The organism is Paenibacillus sp. RU5M (assembly GCF_900221055.1).
Lineage (GTDB): Bacteria > Bacillota > Bacilli > Paenibacillales > Paenibacillaceae > Paenibacillus > Paenibacillus marchantiae.
The window spans coordinates 526921-543777 of record NZ_OBQM01000001.1 but is presented as its reverse complement, the minus strand read 5'-3'; the positions used below and the strand labels follow the sequence as shown (position 1 = coordinate 543777).

Here is a 16857-nt window from a genome sequence, read left to right as displayed (position 1 = left end):
TAAACGTTTACATAAATATTACACACTACAATTCACTTGTCAATAAACTAGAGCTATAGTCTTGATTTATATGGACTGGACTGGCGGTAACCACTTCGTATAAAATCGATTTACAAATTAAGTTTTGAAGCACTTTTTACAAACCGGTCTGAGCTCTGGCATCCTCCGCGAGCTCCGATTCATCCAGTTGCTCTCCTGCCATGCCTCTGCGTACAAATGCATTGACATCTTTTGCGTATCGTTTGCCTTCAATTCGCCACGTTTCTGCAATATTTTCTTTCAACCAATTCAATTGTTATTCCTCCACTCCGCCTCTATTGATGACTGTACAATGATTTGCCAGCAAAAATTGATCCAGATCGTGATCCCTTGCACCTTCCGTCCCGTGCATCTCTTCATAGAAAAGCGCAATTTCCCTGCCGTTCGCATAATTAAAACGTAAATATCCACCCATGGAGACCATAAAAAGCTTACATGTGTACTCATTTTCCATCACTGCATCCCACTTGAATTTACTCTTACACAAATCGGCCAGTTCTTTCATGGAGCCTTCACGTTCAACGTTAACCAAATGGTAGAACGTGTGGTTTCGCAGCTCGTTCCACGGTTCAAAATACGCCGGGGTCAGCGGTTTATCCTGATGGTAATATCCGCAATAGATCCGGTCCAATGTCTCTCCAAAGTCAGCTTCTGAGCAAGTCCACAAGATAATATGCTCATCATGACGCGGGAGCCATAACAATCCCTTCACCTCTGGATGAATCGCCAGGAAATCACCATCCACCGAACTGCCGATACTGATGCACTCCTGAAGCTGATCCTGGGTAACCGGTGTATCCTCCGTGTGCATCCAAAAATCATATTCAGCAAAAGGTTTCAATACCTCCTGGTCCGGCCGCTGCACATTCATCCAGCCCGTATACGTGCCTTCCCCGTATTGTTCCAGCCATTGGCGATATGACGCAGGTAACGAGGTAGAATGCTGTTCTTCAAAATGATCCAGTTCCTTAGCCGGTATGGGCTTCAACGCACGAGTTACTATATACATTCACGACATCTCCCTACGATCGTTTCGTTCAATTCACCAGTCATTCAACCGGTCAGCAAATTCAACTAGCCTAAGCCAGTTCTTCCTGCACAATTTCGGTTATTACGCCTTTGCGGTTTACAATGCGTATGGCAAATGCATCATAGCCGTCACGTTTCACCTGCTCAAAATCCATGCGCTCTCCCGTAATTAATTCGAAGGTTCCATCTTCACCCACATCTTCCCCGAACTCATCATCCCACGGCACGTTGTAAAAGGCAGATAGTTGTACTTCAAATATATCTTCCCCTTCGACGTCCAGGTAGGGCCGTAGAGGCCTGTTATTCAGGTCTTCCTCCGGATATGTCTCACACAGCATGGCATCATAACCGTATTTGGCTGAATCGATGAGTAGGTAACGTTCCCCAGTTACGGTATGCTCTGCATATACAATGAGCGGTGTCGAATCATGCCAGGTTATCAGATCATCTTCGGTTAAGTCACCATAATAAAAAATATGGAACTTGTCATGTCCGTCGCTCGTCTGCAACTTGCCTTTCCATTCGACTTCATGAGTCTGAACATCCGAAATCTCCCGAACCAAACCTTCCAAATATGTAGGTCCTTTATGTACACCGAATAAATTCATCATCTCGCCTCCGCTTTATTCATTCGAATAGTTACGACTTTATGTTCTTCATCCACATCCAGCTTCATATCGATGTCTAACTTATCATGGAACAAAGCCGTAACGTTGATATAAGGATCACGAGCAGCTTCACTGCCTCCATTGCTAGAACGACTCATCCCCTGATGAATAATGGATTGTACCAGCTGTCCATCCCCTTTTCCAGTATTTTGATAAGTATAAATCACCTCTTTGTCCTTATTATAAAAATTCAACACCGTTGTAAAATCTTTGGCATTGGTATATTGCTTTTCGGATTTTACATATTCATTTTCTGTGGATTGATAGCTCACTGTACCCGCCAGATAGGGATTATCTTCACTGGGTCGAACATCAAACTCCTGATAAGCGATGTGAAAAAGGTATTGAATATGATTCATATCTACACGGAATATAATTGCCTGTTGTCTTCCTCCTTGTCCATGGCAGCGAAACTGTTGATGAGCGGCCAGGCTTCATAGGATCTTCCATTCACGTCGACAGCAAGAGCATAGTCAAAATTGTTCTTGGCATTGTACTGATATTCCGTCTCTTGCACTGCATCATGACAATCGCTAAAAGCAATCACTCAGCATTTCCCAGTTGTTCTACCTAAAATTATATGTAACTCCAGTGCTTAGCACAAGAAAACACAACGTAAAAAAGAGCACCTTACTCCAGATCATCATCTGAAAGGTACTCTTTCCCCTATTAAATTGAATGAATCAAAGGTCAAGCAAAAGGGATACAAGCAATCCCATCGAAGCGATAAAGCCTACTACTGGCCCACCTTCTTCGAACGCTTCCGGCATCATGGTGGAGCAGATCATTGCAATAATGCCTCCTCCGGCAAATGCCCCAATAGCCGCGGCCATCTCATCAGGAAGCTGCTCCAGGAACAGGTATCCTCCCAATGCTGCAAGTGCAGAGATGATCAGTACACCCAGCCACAAGAGAATAATCTTGGAGCGGGAGTATTTATTGCGTTGAAGTCCAACCGTACTGGACAGACCCTCCGGAATATTACTCACAAAGATAGAAACAACCAACACAACACTGACACCGTTCCCGGCGAGTAGACTGGCCCCCAGCATGATTGATTCGGGAATAGCATCCATGACCGTCCCTGCAAAAATACCAAGTCCGCTCTGGCTGGAATCTCCGTTCCCGGTGTTTTCCGAACGCTTGCGCCCTGCTCCCCCTTTACTGGAAATGAGCAAATCGAATAGCGTGTACACTACGGCCCCTGAGGTAAATCCAATTGCCGTCGGCACAATCCCCCCATCATTCAGGGCGTCCCCAATCAATTCAAATGCGGCTGCACCAATCAGGGTCCCTGTACCAAAAGCCATGATCCAGCCAATAACTCGTTTCGGAATTTTCAGAAACAGCGCAGCAAGTGCTCCTAAGACAACAGCCGAGGCGGAGATGCCGCCCCACATGAATGCAGTCCACATCCGGGATGACCCCTCTCATGTTCATATATGATCTATCACTCCATTAACCGGAGCATAGAGAACAAAAACAGGGGACATGACCAGATTAATATAAAACCGCTAACTTTAAACCATCATTTTGCGTAGTGAAGATATATATCTTGAACGAATGACGAAGAAATAGAAGGTCTGTGCCAGCAGAAATGCACCAAACACGGTTAATACCGGAACAGTATAATTCGTAATACCGAATTCAGTCAGAAACGGCTTAACAACAACGAGCGTTTCAACAATTGAGATCAGGATTGGGAAGAAAAAGAGAACCGCGATCTGAATTGTGGATGATCGTTTCATCTCCTGAAAACTGAGACCCATTTTAGACAAGGAATGCACCATTTTCCCATCTGCCTCCAGATCCGTGTGTAGCCTGAAATAGAGAAAGCTCGCTGAGGAGATCGAGAAGATCAGTCCAATGAATATCCCCAAAAAGGTGAAGAGTGCCGTTGTCTGTCTGAATTCTTCGAAGTCAGCGTATCGCGTCGTGAAAAAGCCCGAAAAATCTTTATCATTAGAGTTATTCCTAATGATTTCATCCATGCCCGCCAGCCGATCGCTTACCATCACTTCAGATGATTGCCGATCGGGCACCGATCCCCCCCATGAAGGGATATGATAAAGATATTTACCGGAAACAGCATCTTTGTCCAATTGTCCGGCAAGAGCCTTAAACTCTTCATCACTTACAATAACTAGGGCTGATGTATACAGAAGACCGTTGAATTCCGGTTCATTTTCAGTATATTTAATATCGAATGTAACAGGCCCTGAATTCATATCCAGCGTTAACTGATCGCCCTTGGCATAGGAACGAAATCTTTCTTCATGTCGAGGCTTCTCCACATTGCGTGAATCAATGAATATACTGGAATGAGCTGAGAGCTTATAGGTCGGTTTGTTCTGGATTGTGTTGAACTGGTTGAAATCACTTAGAGACATCACACTGATGCCGCTATCATCCGTACTTGTCCAAAAATATTCCAGATAAGCGTTCTGATATTGAAGACCCGCAGCGTCAAGAACCTCATTGACGGGTGCCATGTTAGGTTCTTCCGATGCACTGTACACGTTATAACGAATCGGAAAATGATTGTCTCTAAATACTTGTCGATTCTGTTGATCCAGCGACAAAATGACCACTGCACTCATGGAAGCAATCGCAATAACCACCGTCACCATAAACAGCATGCGTGCGTTATCTTTTATTTTGTAACTCATCTCGGAAATCCATAGCAAGCGTGTACCATGCCACACCCGTTTGCGGTTACGTTTCAACAGACGAATGGCCAGCACGGAAAGCTGCGAGTAGAAAAAATACGTACCTGCAATGCCTGTCACAGCAGCGATCAGAATACTCTCACTCGACAAACTGCCGTATAGCGCAATGAATCCCGTAGCGAGAAACGCAAGCCCAAAAATAGAGAATACCCATGATGCTTTAGGTTCCTTTTTGGGTTTGCTCGTGCCCGTTAGCAGCTCCAATGCGCGCTTATTTCCGATAAAGATCAGTGTGAACAGGGAAATGCAAAAGAACAGTACTAAAAAAGCAATCACTGTAATCAACATGGCCTTTACCGGGAAATAAAAAGGCAGGTCTTCCATACCGATAAATCGGGTGGTTAACATCAGGAACAGCTTGGATAATAACATGCCTCCACCTATTCCAGCCACAATGGACAGACATCCGATAAACATATTTTCCAGAATGACCAGTCTTCGAATCTGTCCTGGTTCCGCGCCCAAGATGGTTAAAATACCGAATTCCTTGTTCCGTGATTTCAGAAATGCACTAATGGAATACATAACAAAGAAGATCGCGAAAACGTATACGATGACGGAGGCAACCTGCATTCCCGCTGCCGTAGTCTTACCAATCGGCAATTTCTCAACAAACGGATGATAGATAAACATCGCATACGCGAAGAATATCATGACCATGAATGCACTACTTAGGAAAAAGGCGATGTACGCTCGCCCGTTTCGGCGAATGTTGTTAAAGGCGAACTGAGGAAAGCTCATGCGAATTCCCTCCCCAGAAGGATAATGTATCAATAATCCGTTGAAAGAACGTCTGTCGGTTATCGCCACGATGCACTTCGGCTGCGAGCTTGCCATCCTTGATAAACACAATCCGATGACAATAACTTGCTGCAAGCGGATCATGTGTGACCAGCATAATGGTTGTTTTCTCTTGCTGGTTGATCTGTTCAAGCGATTCCATTACCGCTTGAGATGACGTGGAGTCCAGCGCACCCGTCGGTTCATCGGCCAGTACAATGGATGGCATGTTAATCATAGCTCTTGCAATGGCTGTTCGCTGCCTCTGTCCGCCCGAGATTTCATAGACGCGTTTATCCAGAATGTGATCAATTCCAAGCTGAGTGGTAATCCGATCGAGTCTGCTCTCCATCTCCTTCAGCTTGACCTTGTCCAGCGTCAACGGAAGTACTATATTTTCAGCAACGGTCAAGGTATCGAGCAGATTAAAATCCTGAAATACAAATCCGAGTTCCCGACGTCGGAACATGGCGAGTTCTTTCTTTTTCATATCAAACGGATCCATGCCATTAATCAGCACCTTGCCTGAACTTGGCTCATCAATGGTCGAGACCATATTGAGCAACGTCGTTTTCCCACTGCCCGATGGTCCCATAATCCCTACAAATTCACCCTGCTTGATGGTCAGATGAATATCACTAAGGGCTTGAGTCTGCACTTTGCCCTGATACACTTTGTTTAGTGCCGAAACTTGCAACATTTCCATGGTGTTTCCCCTCCAAATAAACTATGCTTTCTTTTCATATCCTTATCCTAAACGACCTCATACAACCCTGCTATCGATTTACCTTAAACTTTCCTTACACAGCGTTTAAGGTTATGTTCCCCCTTCTTCCTATTCCATAAAAAAAAGCACCTCGCCCATAGGCAAAGCACTTCTATTTTCGATTCATCCAGCTGAATCGGACCAATGTTCCTTCATCGGGTTTGGAGAACAATTCTATCTGGTTACCCAAACGTGTACTGATCTCACGGACCAGATATAGTCCCATACCTGTAGATTCATGATACTGTCTTCCCCGCTCTCCGGTGAAGTAAGGATTAAACACACGCTGAATATCTTCAGCCGATATGCCGATACCCTGATCCTGAATATCTAATACGATTCGTTCTTCTTCAATATAGCCAGTAATCATCACTTTTTTACCTGCTTTGCTATCAGAGTAATTAACGGCATTGGTCAAAATCTGGGTAAACATGAACCGCAGCCATTTGGAGTCACTGTAGACATGAAGGTCGTTATCCATTCGGATATCCGGCGTAATTCCTCTGCGAATAAACAAACGTCGATTCTCAGCTACGCTGCTTCGAACCACCTCGGGTAGAGACAGAAGCTCTACGCGAAAATCCCCTTCGAACTGTTCCAGACGTGAAGAATGAAGTACCATTTCCAACCCTTTGCGCATTTTATCCAGCTCATCCTGTATACTGCCAGCAGTTTTATCATCATCCACATCTTCCAGGGTCAACTGAATAATGGACAAGGGTGTCTTCATCTGATGGACCCAACGGTTCATGAATACAACCTGCTGCTCACTATGCATGCGCAATTGCCCCATCTCATTCTGACGGTTACGCTCCAGTTCATGCATCAATTCCTGTAAAGAATTAGCCACAGGGGCATTACCAAGTGATTGGAAAGGCTCCTGTACCAGCCGTTGTGACTGCTGGAGCACACGGTAATATGGATGAAGCTGGAAATAACGTACGGTCAGATACACGAGCAATACAACTGTACTGAGAAACATGCCATAAAGAACAATCCTCATGGGGCGATCCTCACCTGAAAGCCAATATACACTTGGGACAAGCAGCATTTGCAGCAAATAAAATCCGATGAGGGGTAGCTGATCTCTTAAGAACAGTTTCATTGTCGGTCCTCTTGGACAGGTGACTCCAAATCAAGCAATCGGTAGCCCGCTCCGCGAACGGTTTCCAAAACCTCTTCTGCCCCCAGATCCTTCAGCTTACGGCGAACACGTGTAATGTACACATTCAACGTATTATCATCAATAAAATGCTGACCTTCCCACATCAGTTCGAGCAAACGTTCCCGGCCCACCACCCGACCGGCCTTGGCCATCAGCGCTTCGACCAATATGGATTCCTTCTGAGTCAGCTCTACGGAAAGACCATCGAACTCCAGTACATATCTTTCGGGGTACAGCAGCATAGAGCCATTTTTCACTTTCATTTCTGGTTGAACAGCTGCATACATCCCATATGCTCTACGCAGGTGACTACGAACTTTAGCAAGTACGACCTCGTATTGAAAAGGCTTCGTAATATAATCATCCGCCCCATGTTCCAGCGCCATAACCTGATCCATGCCACTGTCACGAGCCGAAATAAATAGAATGGGACATATGGAATGCGAACGGATCTGTCTACACCAGTAGTAGCCATCAAATTGAGGCAGATTTACATCCATTAATACCAAATCCGGACCGATCTGCATGAATTCATCCAGAACATGACGGAAATCTGCCACAATCTGCACTTGAAAACCATTTCGGATCAGATATTCACCCAGCAATCCTGCGAGCTTGGCATCATCTTCAACCAGCAATATCGATTGCATCGTCAACCTTCTTTCCGTTCACTGACATATCTTATACATCTAGTTTACCATTCTAGTCAAAAACGGATTGGAAATAAAGGATTAGACCACCAAACGTCCACGTTTCTCTGCCAAGCCAATAGTCGCTTCCACTCCGGAATTAAATTCAAGAAAGTCCTGTTCTACCCCGTCACTGAAAATAACGCCGTCCTCCGGCATCTGGGAGACAATCTGCAAAGGCTGTTTCGGATGAATCTGTCCAAACACCAGATTGGCTGCAGTCGTCCGGCTGGGGAAGGGTTCACGTACTGTAAAATACAGATAAGGCGCATCCCAGCCAAAGTGATTCATGTCGCTCATGCTCTCCTGTGCAGAAGCAGTCGCAGCGATATGTGCTTCTGAATAACCTTTCCCTCTAGGGTTCGAGTTTGAATGTGAGCTTCTGCTGTCTCTATCGGAGATGAACGCTTCACCCGATTGGATGTGCTGCCATGCTTCCGAGCCCACGACTCCAGCAGCACCTGCCAGCACACTTTTGAACCAGCCCGTCGATCCCATTCCCGTGGATACAATCACTCCGCTGGAGGATTGTTGTTCTACCGATGAACCCATGCGAACTTCATAACGAGCAGATACATGCGTCTTTCGGCCAATGAACAGATCGTTGACGCCATAGAGATATTGCCCATCATTCAGCTCCACTTTGGCCAGAGTCACTTCTTTCAGAGAGCGACGTTTACGAATAACATCGGGAATAATGAAGCTCAGATCCTCTACCGTAAATGGCAGCAATACCCCATCCCAACGCATGGGGTCAGGATTAACACCAATGAGCGGCTGCTCGGTTACATACTTGAGCGTATTGGCAACAAGACCGTCCTGTCCAATCACTACCACAATGTCCTGTGCTCCAAAAATAAAGTTGGGCACATGTTCCCGATCAATGGTCTGAACCCGGCCCAGTTGGCTGAGCTCCTTCTGAGCTTGCTGCACGGAATGATGATAACGTCTGTCCTCCTCCAGGTAATCACTGAAGTCTGCTCCCAAGCGTTCGATATAGAACTGCGCTTGTTGGACCGTATTATAGCGGACCACCAATTCTTCCAGCCTCGTTCTGCGTTTGACCAGAATCAACTTGTATTCGGTCATCGGTTCTCCTCCAGTAATGTGTGCGGCTACAGTCTGGCTTGCCTTCCCAAGTCTCATCGTGCCCGACCTCCCTGCTGCTCTCTTGTCGGTGGATTCATCAATCCATGCAGCAGATCCGGCGAAATGTTAAGCTGTCCAATTTTCCCGGCATTCTCAGCCAGCTCCTGGAATGCAAGGGCAATCAGTTTATCCGAGTTCATACCCATGTTCGCCATCGCCTGTAGCACGCTAGGTTCCACCTCTTGTAACGAGTTCATCACGGCAGCAATTTCATAGGCTTTGGCATCAGCTTCGGCATTCTGATTGGCAATCGTCAATTCAATAAGCTGTTGTTTCCGTTCCTCCATCGCCGTATTGAATTGGAGTTGTTCCTGTTCCATCTCATTTTGTTTCTGTTTCACCGAACGCTCGGCATGTAATTGCGTTTCTCGAATCTGCTGTTTTTTCGTCTCTACGGCAATTTCCGTGTTCAGTTCGTTCTCCTTCACTTTCCGCTCCTGTTCAATGGATGCGTTGCGACGTACATACAGCGCTTCGTCGGCCTGGCGTAAAATCTCTTCCCGCGCTTGTGCTTCCAGTGCACGCATCGTCTCTTTATTGGGCAAAATGGCCAGAATGGACAGACTCATCAGCTCTACGCCCAATTTCTCCAGTTCCTCACTCTGCACCACTTCCCGTTTCATGCTGCTAGCCAGCCGTTCGCTCGATTGAATGGCTTCCTTCAGGGGCATTTGCTCCAGATGTTTTTTGGTCAGCACTTTGGCGGTCGTAATCACACGTTGATCCAACTTGCCAGGATCGTCGGAAATATATCTATTTTTGCGCAAATTGTACGTGTAGTTCAAGCTTTGGGTGATTTTCATATAATCAACGATACGATAGCTCAGTTGACCCTGAACCGTAACGGTTTGATAATCGGCTGTTATTTCTTCGAACATAAAGGGCACATCCACCGAAGATACAGGCAGAACCACCACCGATGTCGTCGGCTCATAATAGTAGAAAGACAAACCCACACCTTGACGCTGCACCTGCCCATTCTTCACTTTCATTACGTACTCACTGGGTTGAAACTTCACGAATCGGAATCCAAACATCACTCATTCCCCATTTCTTAATATTGTCGTTTTGATATTATCGAAATGATAACAAATGAATTCGATATTGTCAATGTGACATTAACAACTTTTTTTGCTTTTATATAATAAAAGACCTACCTTAGGCAGAAGCCTTAAAGCAGGTCGATTTTCTATAATTATAGTCAGTAATGACAACTCATTATGGGTTAAGTTATGCGAGGCGCTAGCCTAACATTAGAAGTCACCACGTTGTTAAACAACGTTCATCATTTATTTGTTTTGTTCAGCGCTCTTCAAGATCAGATCAACAAACAAATCAATCTGGGCTGTAATGGCGATCGGATCATATCGATAGAATGTGTCAAAATCATTCTCGAAGAACCGGTGATTCTTCACCGCATCTAGACCATTCCATACTTTGGACTGTTTGAATTCCTTCAGTGCTTCGCCTTTTTTCTCAGGATCGTACACCGTCATGAACATGTAATCCGTAGCGTATTCAGGCAGTACTTCGAGCGATAGCTGCACGGTCTGATTGTCTTTACTCACTTTGCTCGGCATTTTCAGCTTCAAAGCATTGTATACAACTTGCCCGCCCCGGCCTGCGTTGTCGCCAAAGATCCACAGATCCCCTTTGTCCGTCAACTCGTATAATCCAACGGTTGTATTTTCGTCCACGATACCTTTCAGCTTCTCGCGTCCCTCTTCCGCCTTTTTCTCATAATCGGCAATGAACGCCTTCGCCTGATCAGGTTGACCCATTAAATCACCAAACAGCTCAACTGTCTTGTAGATATCTGTGGCTGTACCATATGGGATATGCACAGTTGGTGCAATTTTGGACAGTTCCTCGTAGTTATCATCATACATCACAACGATCAAGTCAGGCTGTAATTCCAGCGTCTTCTCCACGTTCACCGGATAACCCACGTCTGTGGTGTCTTTCAGCTTGTCCTTAATGAACGGATTATCAAAGGCACTTGGCTCCACACCAATCAGATTACCGCCTACAGACAGAATTTCGCCCCCGTAGTAATCGGTCACGATGCGTTTCGGATGTGCAGGAATGGTAACCGTCCCTTTATCCGTCTCATATTCACGTGTTTCACTTTCCGCTGATTCATTCTGAGCTGTATCGGTTCCAGTGGATTCCTGATTCTCACTCGTCTGTCCTGAGCCGCTCCCCGTTTCATCCGTTGTCTTTCCTGCATTTCCGCAGCCCGCAAGAACTAGCGTAAACACAATGAATAACGTGCAGATGGAAAGAATCGATTTGGATTTAAACATAAACATGATGCCCCCTATAATTCATTGCTTTTTGTGATAATGGTAATCATTATCATTTGAATCATAGCAGAATTGATTACTAACTGTCTACCATTTTAATTGAAATCCATAAACATAGGGATCGAGCCAGAAAGACCCGATCCCTATACATATATACACTTAGAATTTATAAATCTGCTCCAGCATTCTGGCTACAGCGACCGCCCCCTGTGCACGGTTGGCATGCTGTTTTGGCGCAAACGTGCCATCCGCCATTCCTCTAAGTAGACCTTGCTCCTGCATGGATGCAACAGCTTGTTTTGCATATTCAGCGATATCTGCGTTGTCATTAAATGTGGTGCTGTTGGGTGTTGAATCAACGGCTGTACTGGTGTTCTGCTTCATGACCTGTATCGCACGGTTTAACATCACCGCCATGTCCTCGCGGGTGATACGTTCATTGGCTGCAAACGATCCGTCTGCTCTGCCTTGCACGATTCCCATCTCCAGACCAAGGCGTACGGAATCTGTATACCACTGATCATTCTTCACATCCGTTAGAGCTGAAATGGATGTATCCGGCAAACGTGATTCGCCAATCCCCTTCATGATCATTTGCAGAAATTGTGCTCGTGTCAGCTCTGCTTGCGGACTGAATCGGGTATCTGTCATGCCTGAAATGATTCCTTTGCCATACAAATTCTGAACCTCTTTAATGGCCCAGGAGTAGGATTGTAAGTCATTCAACGGCACCTGCACTTCAGTAATCACGAAACGGCCTGATTGAAGCGGCTTGAAAGCCAGACTTTGGGTCATTTCATCATATTGAGTAAAGGTTACTGGTTTCATTTCACCATTTGCCAAAAGGGATTGGATAACCAGTACAACGTCTTCTGCATTTGAATGTTGAACATTCGACATCGCAATTTCAATGGATCTATCAGTCCACTGTAACGGCTGCCCGTTCAACAATAGATCCACACTGACCACGTTGCGGTTACCGATGGTTTTCTTTTGCGCTTCAGACAGATTGGCTGTGGAGTCTTCGACCAGAATGACATCCATTGTAACTCCATCTTCATTACGAGCATCCTTCAATACACTTAACGAGATGCGGACAGATGTCTGCTTCATGATCAGCTCCAGCGACTGTAATGCCTGAGTACGTGCCCATTCCTGAAGTTGGTTTGCATTGAGCCGGAAGGTCGCAGCCTTTGTATCCTTAGGAACATCTGCAATCAAGGTGAGCTTTTTGCTGCCTGCTCCCATTCCGTCAATCGTTTGAGACAACTGCTTCATATCAGGTTGAATCACATAGGAGCCCGCTCCGGTGCTTGTACCTTTGAATGTAATGGAACCACTTTCTCCTGGATTACCGGATTCAACAGGTGGCGTTACAGAAGGATTGCCGGGATTCTGCGATGACCCAGGCGTGGAAGGCTGTGCAGGTTGACCGGGCTGTGACGGCTGACCCGTAGTCGACTCTTGCCGTACAAGCTGACTAACCGCCTCTTTCAACGCGTTATCTGCAGCACTGATTTCCTGTGCACTGGCTTCTGTATCATCCATAAGCACACGGGCAAACGACAATGCCTGTGCAAACACATTCCAGCTTGCGGCCGTGTAATCATTTTGATGCAGCTTCGCAGCGGAATCCACTGTAGTTCCCAAGGCAGATTTGTCCGCCGGGAACATGCCATAAGCTTCAAAATCCATAAAGCCTACCCACTGAGAACCAGCGGTAATGGTCAGTTTAATATAACGCGCCTCCGTGCCTGCGGGCAGGATATGTCTTGGACTGGTGGATACAACCACATCACTTGTTGTATCTACGACTTTGACAAAATTCTTGTTATCATTGGATACTTCGATCTTGTATTTAATGCCTCCACTCCACATGGACATTTCCAACTTACGGATCACAGCGGTCGCCCCCAGATCCACTTGCCACCAACTATCCACACTTTGGTCTGTTCCCCATGAAGTAGTGGGGTCACTGTCAATCGCTCCCCCAGGTGAGTTGTCTTTTCCACCACCAGTACCGGCACTGCTTGATGCAGTAGCTGTTTTACCTGCTGTTAATGCCTCCAGCAAAACAAGGTTGTTATTGGCTTTTTGAAGTGTTGTCAGAGCCCCCTGCACTTCGGATTGTACGGCATCCTGCTTGTCTCTGACCGTGATTGCCGTTAACAATACCGCTTTCAGGTTTGCCCAGCTTCGCTGAGTATACGAAGATTCGGTCAGCTGCTGGATTTCACCGATAAACTGTGTCAGCTCAGTTTTGTCTACGTTGGACAACCCATGGATGGCTGCTTCCACTTGTTTTGCTGCTGTATTCACTTCGGTCTGGGTAGCTCTTGGATCTGTCATAACCTGTTCTGCACGAGTAAGAGCCTTGGTCAGAACAGCCCATGTTGCAGCAGACCAATCTGCTTGTTTATATGTTTTGGCTTCGGCAATGATTGCCTCGAGACCGTTCCGATTCGCCGCTATAACATCAAGCTGCTGCATAACCTCATGAAGAGTGGCAGTCGCAGCGTCCGTATCCTGTTGGGTTATACCACCAGATGTATACGCCAATTTGTACGTATTCTCAGCTGCTGCAATGGCTGGAGCGAGTGTGGTCCAGCTTTCAGATGTAAAATCACTGGATTCCAGCGCCTTTGCATGCGTAATGGCTGCCGACAAATCTTTCCGATCTGCGGGCAGAATGTCTAAACCACGTTTGTACACATCCAGCGATGGCAGGGCACGCCCTTCATACGAGTAACCGCCATTAGCCGGATATTCGTCATAATCAAACATGGCGTGATTCTCCCATGCGTCTCCCTCGGAAGCAATCCAGCCTACATTGGCCGCAATCCATGCAGGCTCCCAATAGAAGAAACCCGCTCCCTTCTGATCCGGAACTTGTGAGATCATGTCCATGATGCCTGCAATCGCATCGTATTGTCCCTGCACGGTTGCCGGGAAGGTAGCACCTCCCACATTCAGCGTTTCCGGGTTGCCAATAATATTGCCGTGAGCGTCCCCGTTTTTATACGAGAATGGATATGACGTTTCAGCAATAATGACTTCTTTTCCATATTTCGCGGATACCTCATTCATCGTTTTGCGCACATCTGCGAATGTTCCGTGCCAGAATGGATAATAGGACAGCCCGATAATATCGTACTGCAGCCCCTTTTTCTGCAATTCGCCGAAGTACCAGTCAAATGTATCCGCTTTGCCCCCTTCAGCCAGATGGATCATAATTTTGACCTGATCACCTCCAGGGACATCCCGTACGCCGTCCACACCGCGCTGAAGCAAAGCTACATTTTCATCAAAATTGACGTTACTCTTCAATCCGTTTAACACGCCACTGTTAATTTCGTTACCGATCTGAACCATGTCGGGCATCGCGCCCGCATCCTTCATCTCGCTTACCACTTCACGCGTGTAATCATAGACAGCGTTCTTCAATTCGTCGAATGAAAAGTTTTCCCAGGCCTTTGGACGAAGCTGTTGGCCCGGATGTGCCCATTCATCAGAATAATGGAAGTCGAGCAGGACCTTCATGCCTTTTGCCTTTACCCGCTGGGCCAGACGAATCACATCTTCCTTGTCGTTGTACCCATTGGATTTCTGTGGATCATTCCACAGTCGAAGCCGCACATAGTTCACGCCACGGTCTTTGAGAATATCGAGCAGATCGCGCTCAGCTCCATTGCTGTCCAGATAATAACCTCCATTATCCTCAATGGCTGTTAACGTGGAAATATCCACCCCTCTGACAAAATCACTGCGATATCCTTCTACCGTAACGGTAGCTTCAGGTTGAATGGGAGCTCCATATATATCACCTGTAACGGTAAAGCTGCCTGCTGATGCATATTTTGAAGGATTAATTTCCTCCCATGCAACCGGGACAAGACCCGATTTCCCGTTCCCGTAATGTGCCATGACTTCATTAGGCAGAACTGGGGCAATCCGACTTACGGTTGTTACGTTGACTGCATCATAACTTGCGATTCCTGCCGGGTCACGACCTTCTTCCTCTCCCCAGATTTGAAGCTCGGATATAGCAGACCATTTTCCTGATTCACCGTAGAAAGGAATCCTGACTCTGACATAACGGACCCCCTCTTCCTGAAAATCAAGATCGACCTTTTGTTTAGCTGTGACATTGTTACTGTAATCAGCTACAACGGTCCAATTCGCCTGGTCCATGGATGTCTCGACGACAAATTGCACAATAACGTCATCCTTCCACAATACTTCGGCTCCAGTTAAGCGGTGGGCGCTGAGCAAGTCAATCATCACCCATTGTGGCTGATCAACTGTTGTTCCAGTGCTCGCACTCCAATACGTATCTCCTTTGCCATCCACCGCTTTTTCTTTATTGCCCCCCCATTGTAGATCCTCCGAGCTGACCGTAACCGCCTTATTCAGCGCAACGTTTACTTTCGCCGCTGCCGCTGCGGGCCGAACTACCAGACCCAAATCGCAGAACAACATCAATAATACGAGACAGCCACTTATGTATCTTTTGTGCACGCTTGATCTCCCCCTAATCGTATTTGGTTCAACTTGAACAATGAATGTTGTAAATCATTATTATTGTAAGCGCTTTACATTAATCGAGGACACGGTATTATGCCAAGGAAACAGCAGTTATTTTAACACATCGAATGGTAATTCCTTGCTCACTGTGGATCGATTCCCATTCCTAACAAAAAAAACTGTCCCTCTGCCTGATTAGACAGATTGGAACAGATTTTAGCCTTACTATATGCTTACTTGCTGAGCTTCAGCTCCAGTTGAACCTGAATGTCATTTTCAGTAGAAAGGACCACCGAATGTGGATTCTCCATACCAAAATCTTCAAAGGTAACAATCGTTGTGGCGGACAACAACACCTGGTCATTTTCATAAGCGGCTTTTACGTCAAACGTTACCTCTTTCTCAATCCCTTTTACCGTTAGGGTTCCGTTCATTTTAAAATCTACGGTCTGCCCTGCCGGCCATTCCGTGGGTACACCTTCAAATGAGGTAGCCTTAAATGTAGCTTGTGGATAAGTACTTGCATCGAAGAAATCAGCCCCCTTCACATGTCCATCCCGCTGGCTATTGCCTGAATCAATGTCACTCATCTCAATCTGTCCATCCGCCTTCATCTGGGACGCATCGTCTACATTAAGGGTCAGGTTACCACTCACCTGCTCGTCGGCAAAATTGACGGTTTCCTGTGATGTCGTTACCGAGAAATATACTTTTGAACCTTCGCTGATGCTCCATTCTCCATTCAGTTGCTCTGCTCGCGCTGCATCGTTGGATACGCTTGTACCACTGTCCGATCCGGCTTCCGTTGTGGACGCGGCGGTACTGGCAGGAAGCACCTGTTCAATCTCAACGTTATTGCCCAGGTAACTGTTTGCGAAATAATACCCTCCGCCTCCAAGAATAACAATTGCTGCCGCCCCTGAGATCATCCATGTTTTTGTCTTTTTATTCATCTCTATTTTCCTCCAATGGGTAACTGTATAAGTTGGTTATTTATCAACATCTTAACAGCC

The 16857-nt window shown here is 46.2% G+C and carries 15 protein-coding genes; all 15 read right to left on the bottom strand.

What is annotated here, in order from left to right:
- Window positions 1-136: 136 nt before the first annotated feature.
- On the bottom strand, window positions 137-292 hold the full coding sequence (locus tag CRO25_RS33190; protein ID WP_179132058.1) for a hypothetical protein: 156 nt from the start codon (window positions 290-292) through the stop codon (window positions 137-139).
- Window positions 293-295: 3 nt separating this feature from the next.
- Entirely contained in the window at window positions 296-1048 is a 753-nt protein-coding gene (locus CRO25_RS02630) for an SMI1/KNR4 family protein (RefSeq protein ID WP_072733369.1), read from the bottom strand.
- A 70-nt stretch (window positions 1049-1118) separates the two neighbouring features.
- Window positions 1119-1676, bottom strand: a complete 558-nt coding sequence (locus CRO25_RS02625; RefSeq protein ID WP_097115710.1) for a hypothetical protein — start codon at window positions 1674-1676, stop codon at window positions 1119-1121.
- Window positions 1676-2095 carry a hypothetical protein gene (locus CRO25_RS02620; RefSeq protein WP_079694006.1) on the bottom strand — a complete coding sequence of 140 codons (420 nt, stop codon included), beginning with the start codon at window positions 2093-2095 and terminating at the stop codon, window positions 1676-1678. Before CRO25_RS02620 ends, CRO25_RS02625 begins: the two co-directional genes overlap by 1 nt.
- Before the next feature lie 2 nt (window positions 2096-2097).
- Window positions 2098-2253, bottom strand: coding sequence for a hypothetical protein (locus CRO25_RS33185; protein WP_179800929.1), 156 nt, complete (start codon window positions 2251-2253; stop codon window positions 2098-2100).
- A 166-nt stretch (window positions 2254-2419) separates the two neighbouring features.
- Window positions 2420-3151, bottom strand: a complete 732-nt coding sequence (locus CRO25_RS02610) for a ZIP family metal transporter (RefSeq protein WP_064636978.1) — start codon at window positions 3149-3151, stop codon at window positions 2420-2422.
- Between the two features lie 105 nt (window positions 3152-3256).
- Window positions 3257-5206, bottom strand: a complete 1950-nt coding sequence (locus CRO25_RS02605) for an ABC transporter permease (protein WP_079694008.1) — start codon at window positions 5204-5206, stop codon at window positions 3257-3259.
- Window positions 5181-5951 (bottom strand): ABC transporter ATP-binding protein, encoded by a 771-nt coding sequence (locus CRO25_RS02600; RefSeq protein WP_079694009.1) that lies wholly within the window; start codon window positions 5949-5951, stop codon window positions 5181-5183. The genes CRO25_RS02605 and CRO25_RS02600 overlap by 26 nt, the downstream gene beginning before the upstream one ends.
- 172 nt (window positions 5952-6123) lie before the next feature.
- Entirely contained in the window at window positions 6124-7116 is a 993-nt protein-coding gene (locus CRO25_RS02595) for a HAMP domain-containing sensor histidine kinase (protein WP_079694010.1), read from the bottom strand.
- Window positions 7113-7826 (bottom strand): response regulator transcription factor, encoded by a 714-nt coding sequence (locus CRO25_RS02590; RefSeq protein WP_079694011.1) that lies wholly within the window; start codon window positions 7824-7826, stop codon window positions 7113-7115. Before CRO25_RS02590 ends, CRO25_RS02595 begins: the two co-directional genes overlap by 4 nt.
- An 81-nt stretch (window positions 7827-7907) precedes the next feature.
- Complete coding sequence (locus CRO25_RS02585; protein ID WP_256863562.1) at window positions 7908-9011, bottom strand: sugar kinase; 1104 nt, start codon at window positions 9009-9011, stop codon at window positions 7908-7910.
- Window positions 9008-10051 (bottom strand): SPFH domain-containing protein, encoded by a 1044-nt coding sequence (locus tag CRO25_RS02580; protein WP_079694012.1) that lies wholly within the window; start codon window positions 10049-10051, stop codon window positions 9008-9010. Before CRO25_RS02580 ends, CRO25_RS02585 begins: the two co-directional genes overlap by 4 nt.
- A gap of 252 nt (window positions 10052-10303) precedes the next feature.
- Complete coding sequence (locus tag CRO25_RS02575) at window positions 10304-11320, bottom strand: iron-hydroxamate ABC transporter substrate-binding protein (RefSeq protein ID WP_063563156.1); 1017 nt, start codon at window positions 11318-11320, stop codon at window positions 10304-10306.
- A 159-nt stretch (window positions 11321-11479) separates the two neighbouring features.
- Window positions 11480-15838 (bottom strand): glycosyl hydrolase 53 family protein, encoded by a 4359-nt coding sequence (locus tag CRO25_RS02570; protein WP_079694013.1) that lies wholly within the window; start codon window positions 15836-15838, stop codon window positions 11480-11482.
- Between the two features lie 239 nt (window positions 15839-16077).
- Window positions 16078-16797, bottom strand: a complete 720-nt coding sequence (locus CRO25_RS02565; RefSeq protein WP_079694014.1) for a YceI family protein — start codon at window positions 16795-16797, stop codon at window positions 16078-16080.
- Window positions 16798-16857: the final 60 nt, after the last annotated feature.

What these genes read in the sequence shown, in the direction of transcription:
- CRO25_RS02630 (WP_072733369.1), bottom strand. Translation starts at nt 1,048, where the DNA reads ATGTATATAGTAACTCGTGCGTTGAAGCCCATACCGGCTAAGGAACTG.
- CRO25_RS02625 (WP_097115710.1), bottom strand. Translation starts at nt 1,676, where the DNA reads ATGAATTTATTCGGTGTACATAAAGGACCTACATATTTGGAAGGTTTG.
- CRO25_RS02620 (WP_079694006.1), bottom strand. Translation starts at nt 2,095, where the DNA reads ATGAATCATATTCAATACCTTTTTCACATCGCTTATCAGGAGTTTGAT.
- CRO25_RS02610 (WP_064636978.1), bottom strand. Translation starts at nt 3,151, where the DNA reads ATGTGGACTGCATTCATGTGGGGCGGCATCTCCGCCTCGGCTGTTGTC.
- CRO25_RS02605 (WP_079694008.1), bottom strand. Translation starts at nt 5,206, where the DNA reads ATGAGCTTTCCTCAGTTCGCCTTTAACAACATTCGCCGAAACGGGCGA.
- CRO25_RS02600 (WP_079694009.1), bottom strand. Translation starts at nt 5,951, where the DNA reads ATGGAAATGTTGCAAGTTTCGGCACTAAACAAAGTGTATCAGGGCAAA.
- CRO25_RS02595 (WP_079694010.1), bottom strand. Translation starts at nt 7,116, where the DNA reads ATGAAACTGTTCTTAAGAGATCAGCTACCCCTCATCGGATTTTATTTG.
- CRO25_RS02590 (WP_079694011.1), bottom strand. Translation starts at nt 7,826, where the DNA reads ATGCAATCGATATTGCTGGTTGAAGATGATGCCAAGCTCGCAGGATTG.
- CRO25_RS02585 (WP_256863562.1), bottom strand. Translation starts at nt 9,011, where the DNA reads ATGAGACTTGGGAAGGCAAGCCAGACTGTAGCCGCACACATTACTGGA.
- CRO25_RS02580 (WP_079694012.1), bottom strand. Translation starts at nt 10,051, where the DNA reads ATGTTTGGATTCCGATTCGTGAAGTTTCAACCCAGTGAGTACGTAATG.
- CRO25_RS02575 (WP_063563156.1), bottom strand. Translation starts at nt 11,320, where the DNA reads ATGTTTAAATCCAAATCGATTCTTTCCATCTGCACGTTATTCATTGTG.
- CRO25_RS02565 (WP_079694014.1), bottom strand. Translation starts at nt 16,797, where the DNA reads ATGAATAAAAAGACAAAAACATGGATGATCTCAGGGGCGGCAGCAATT.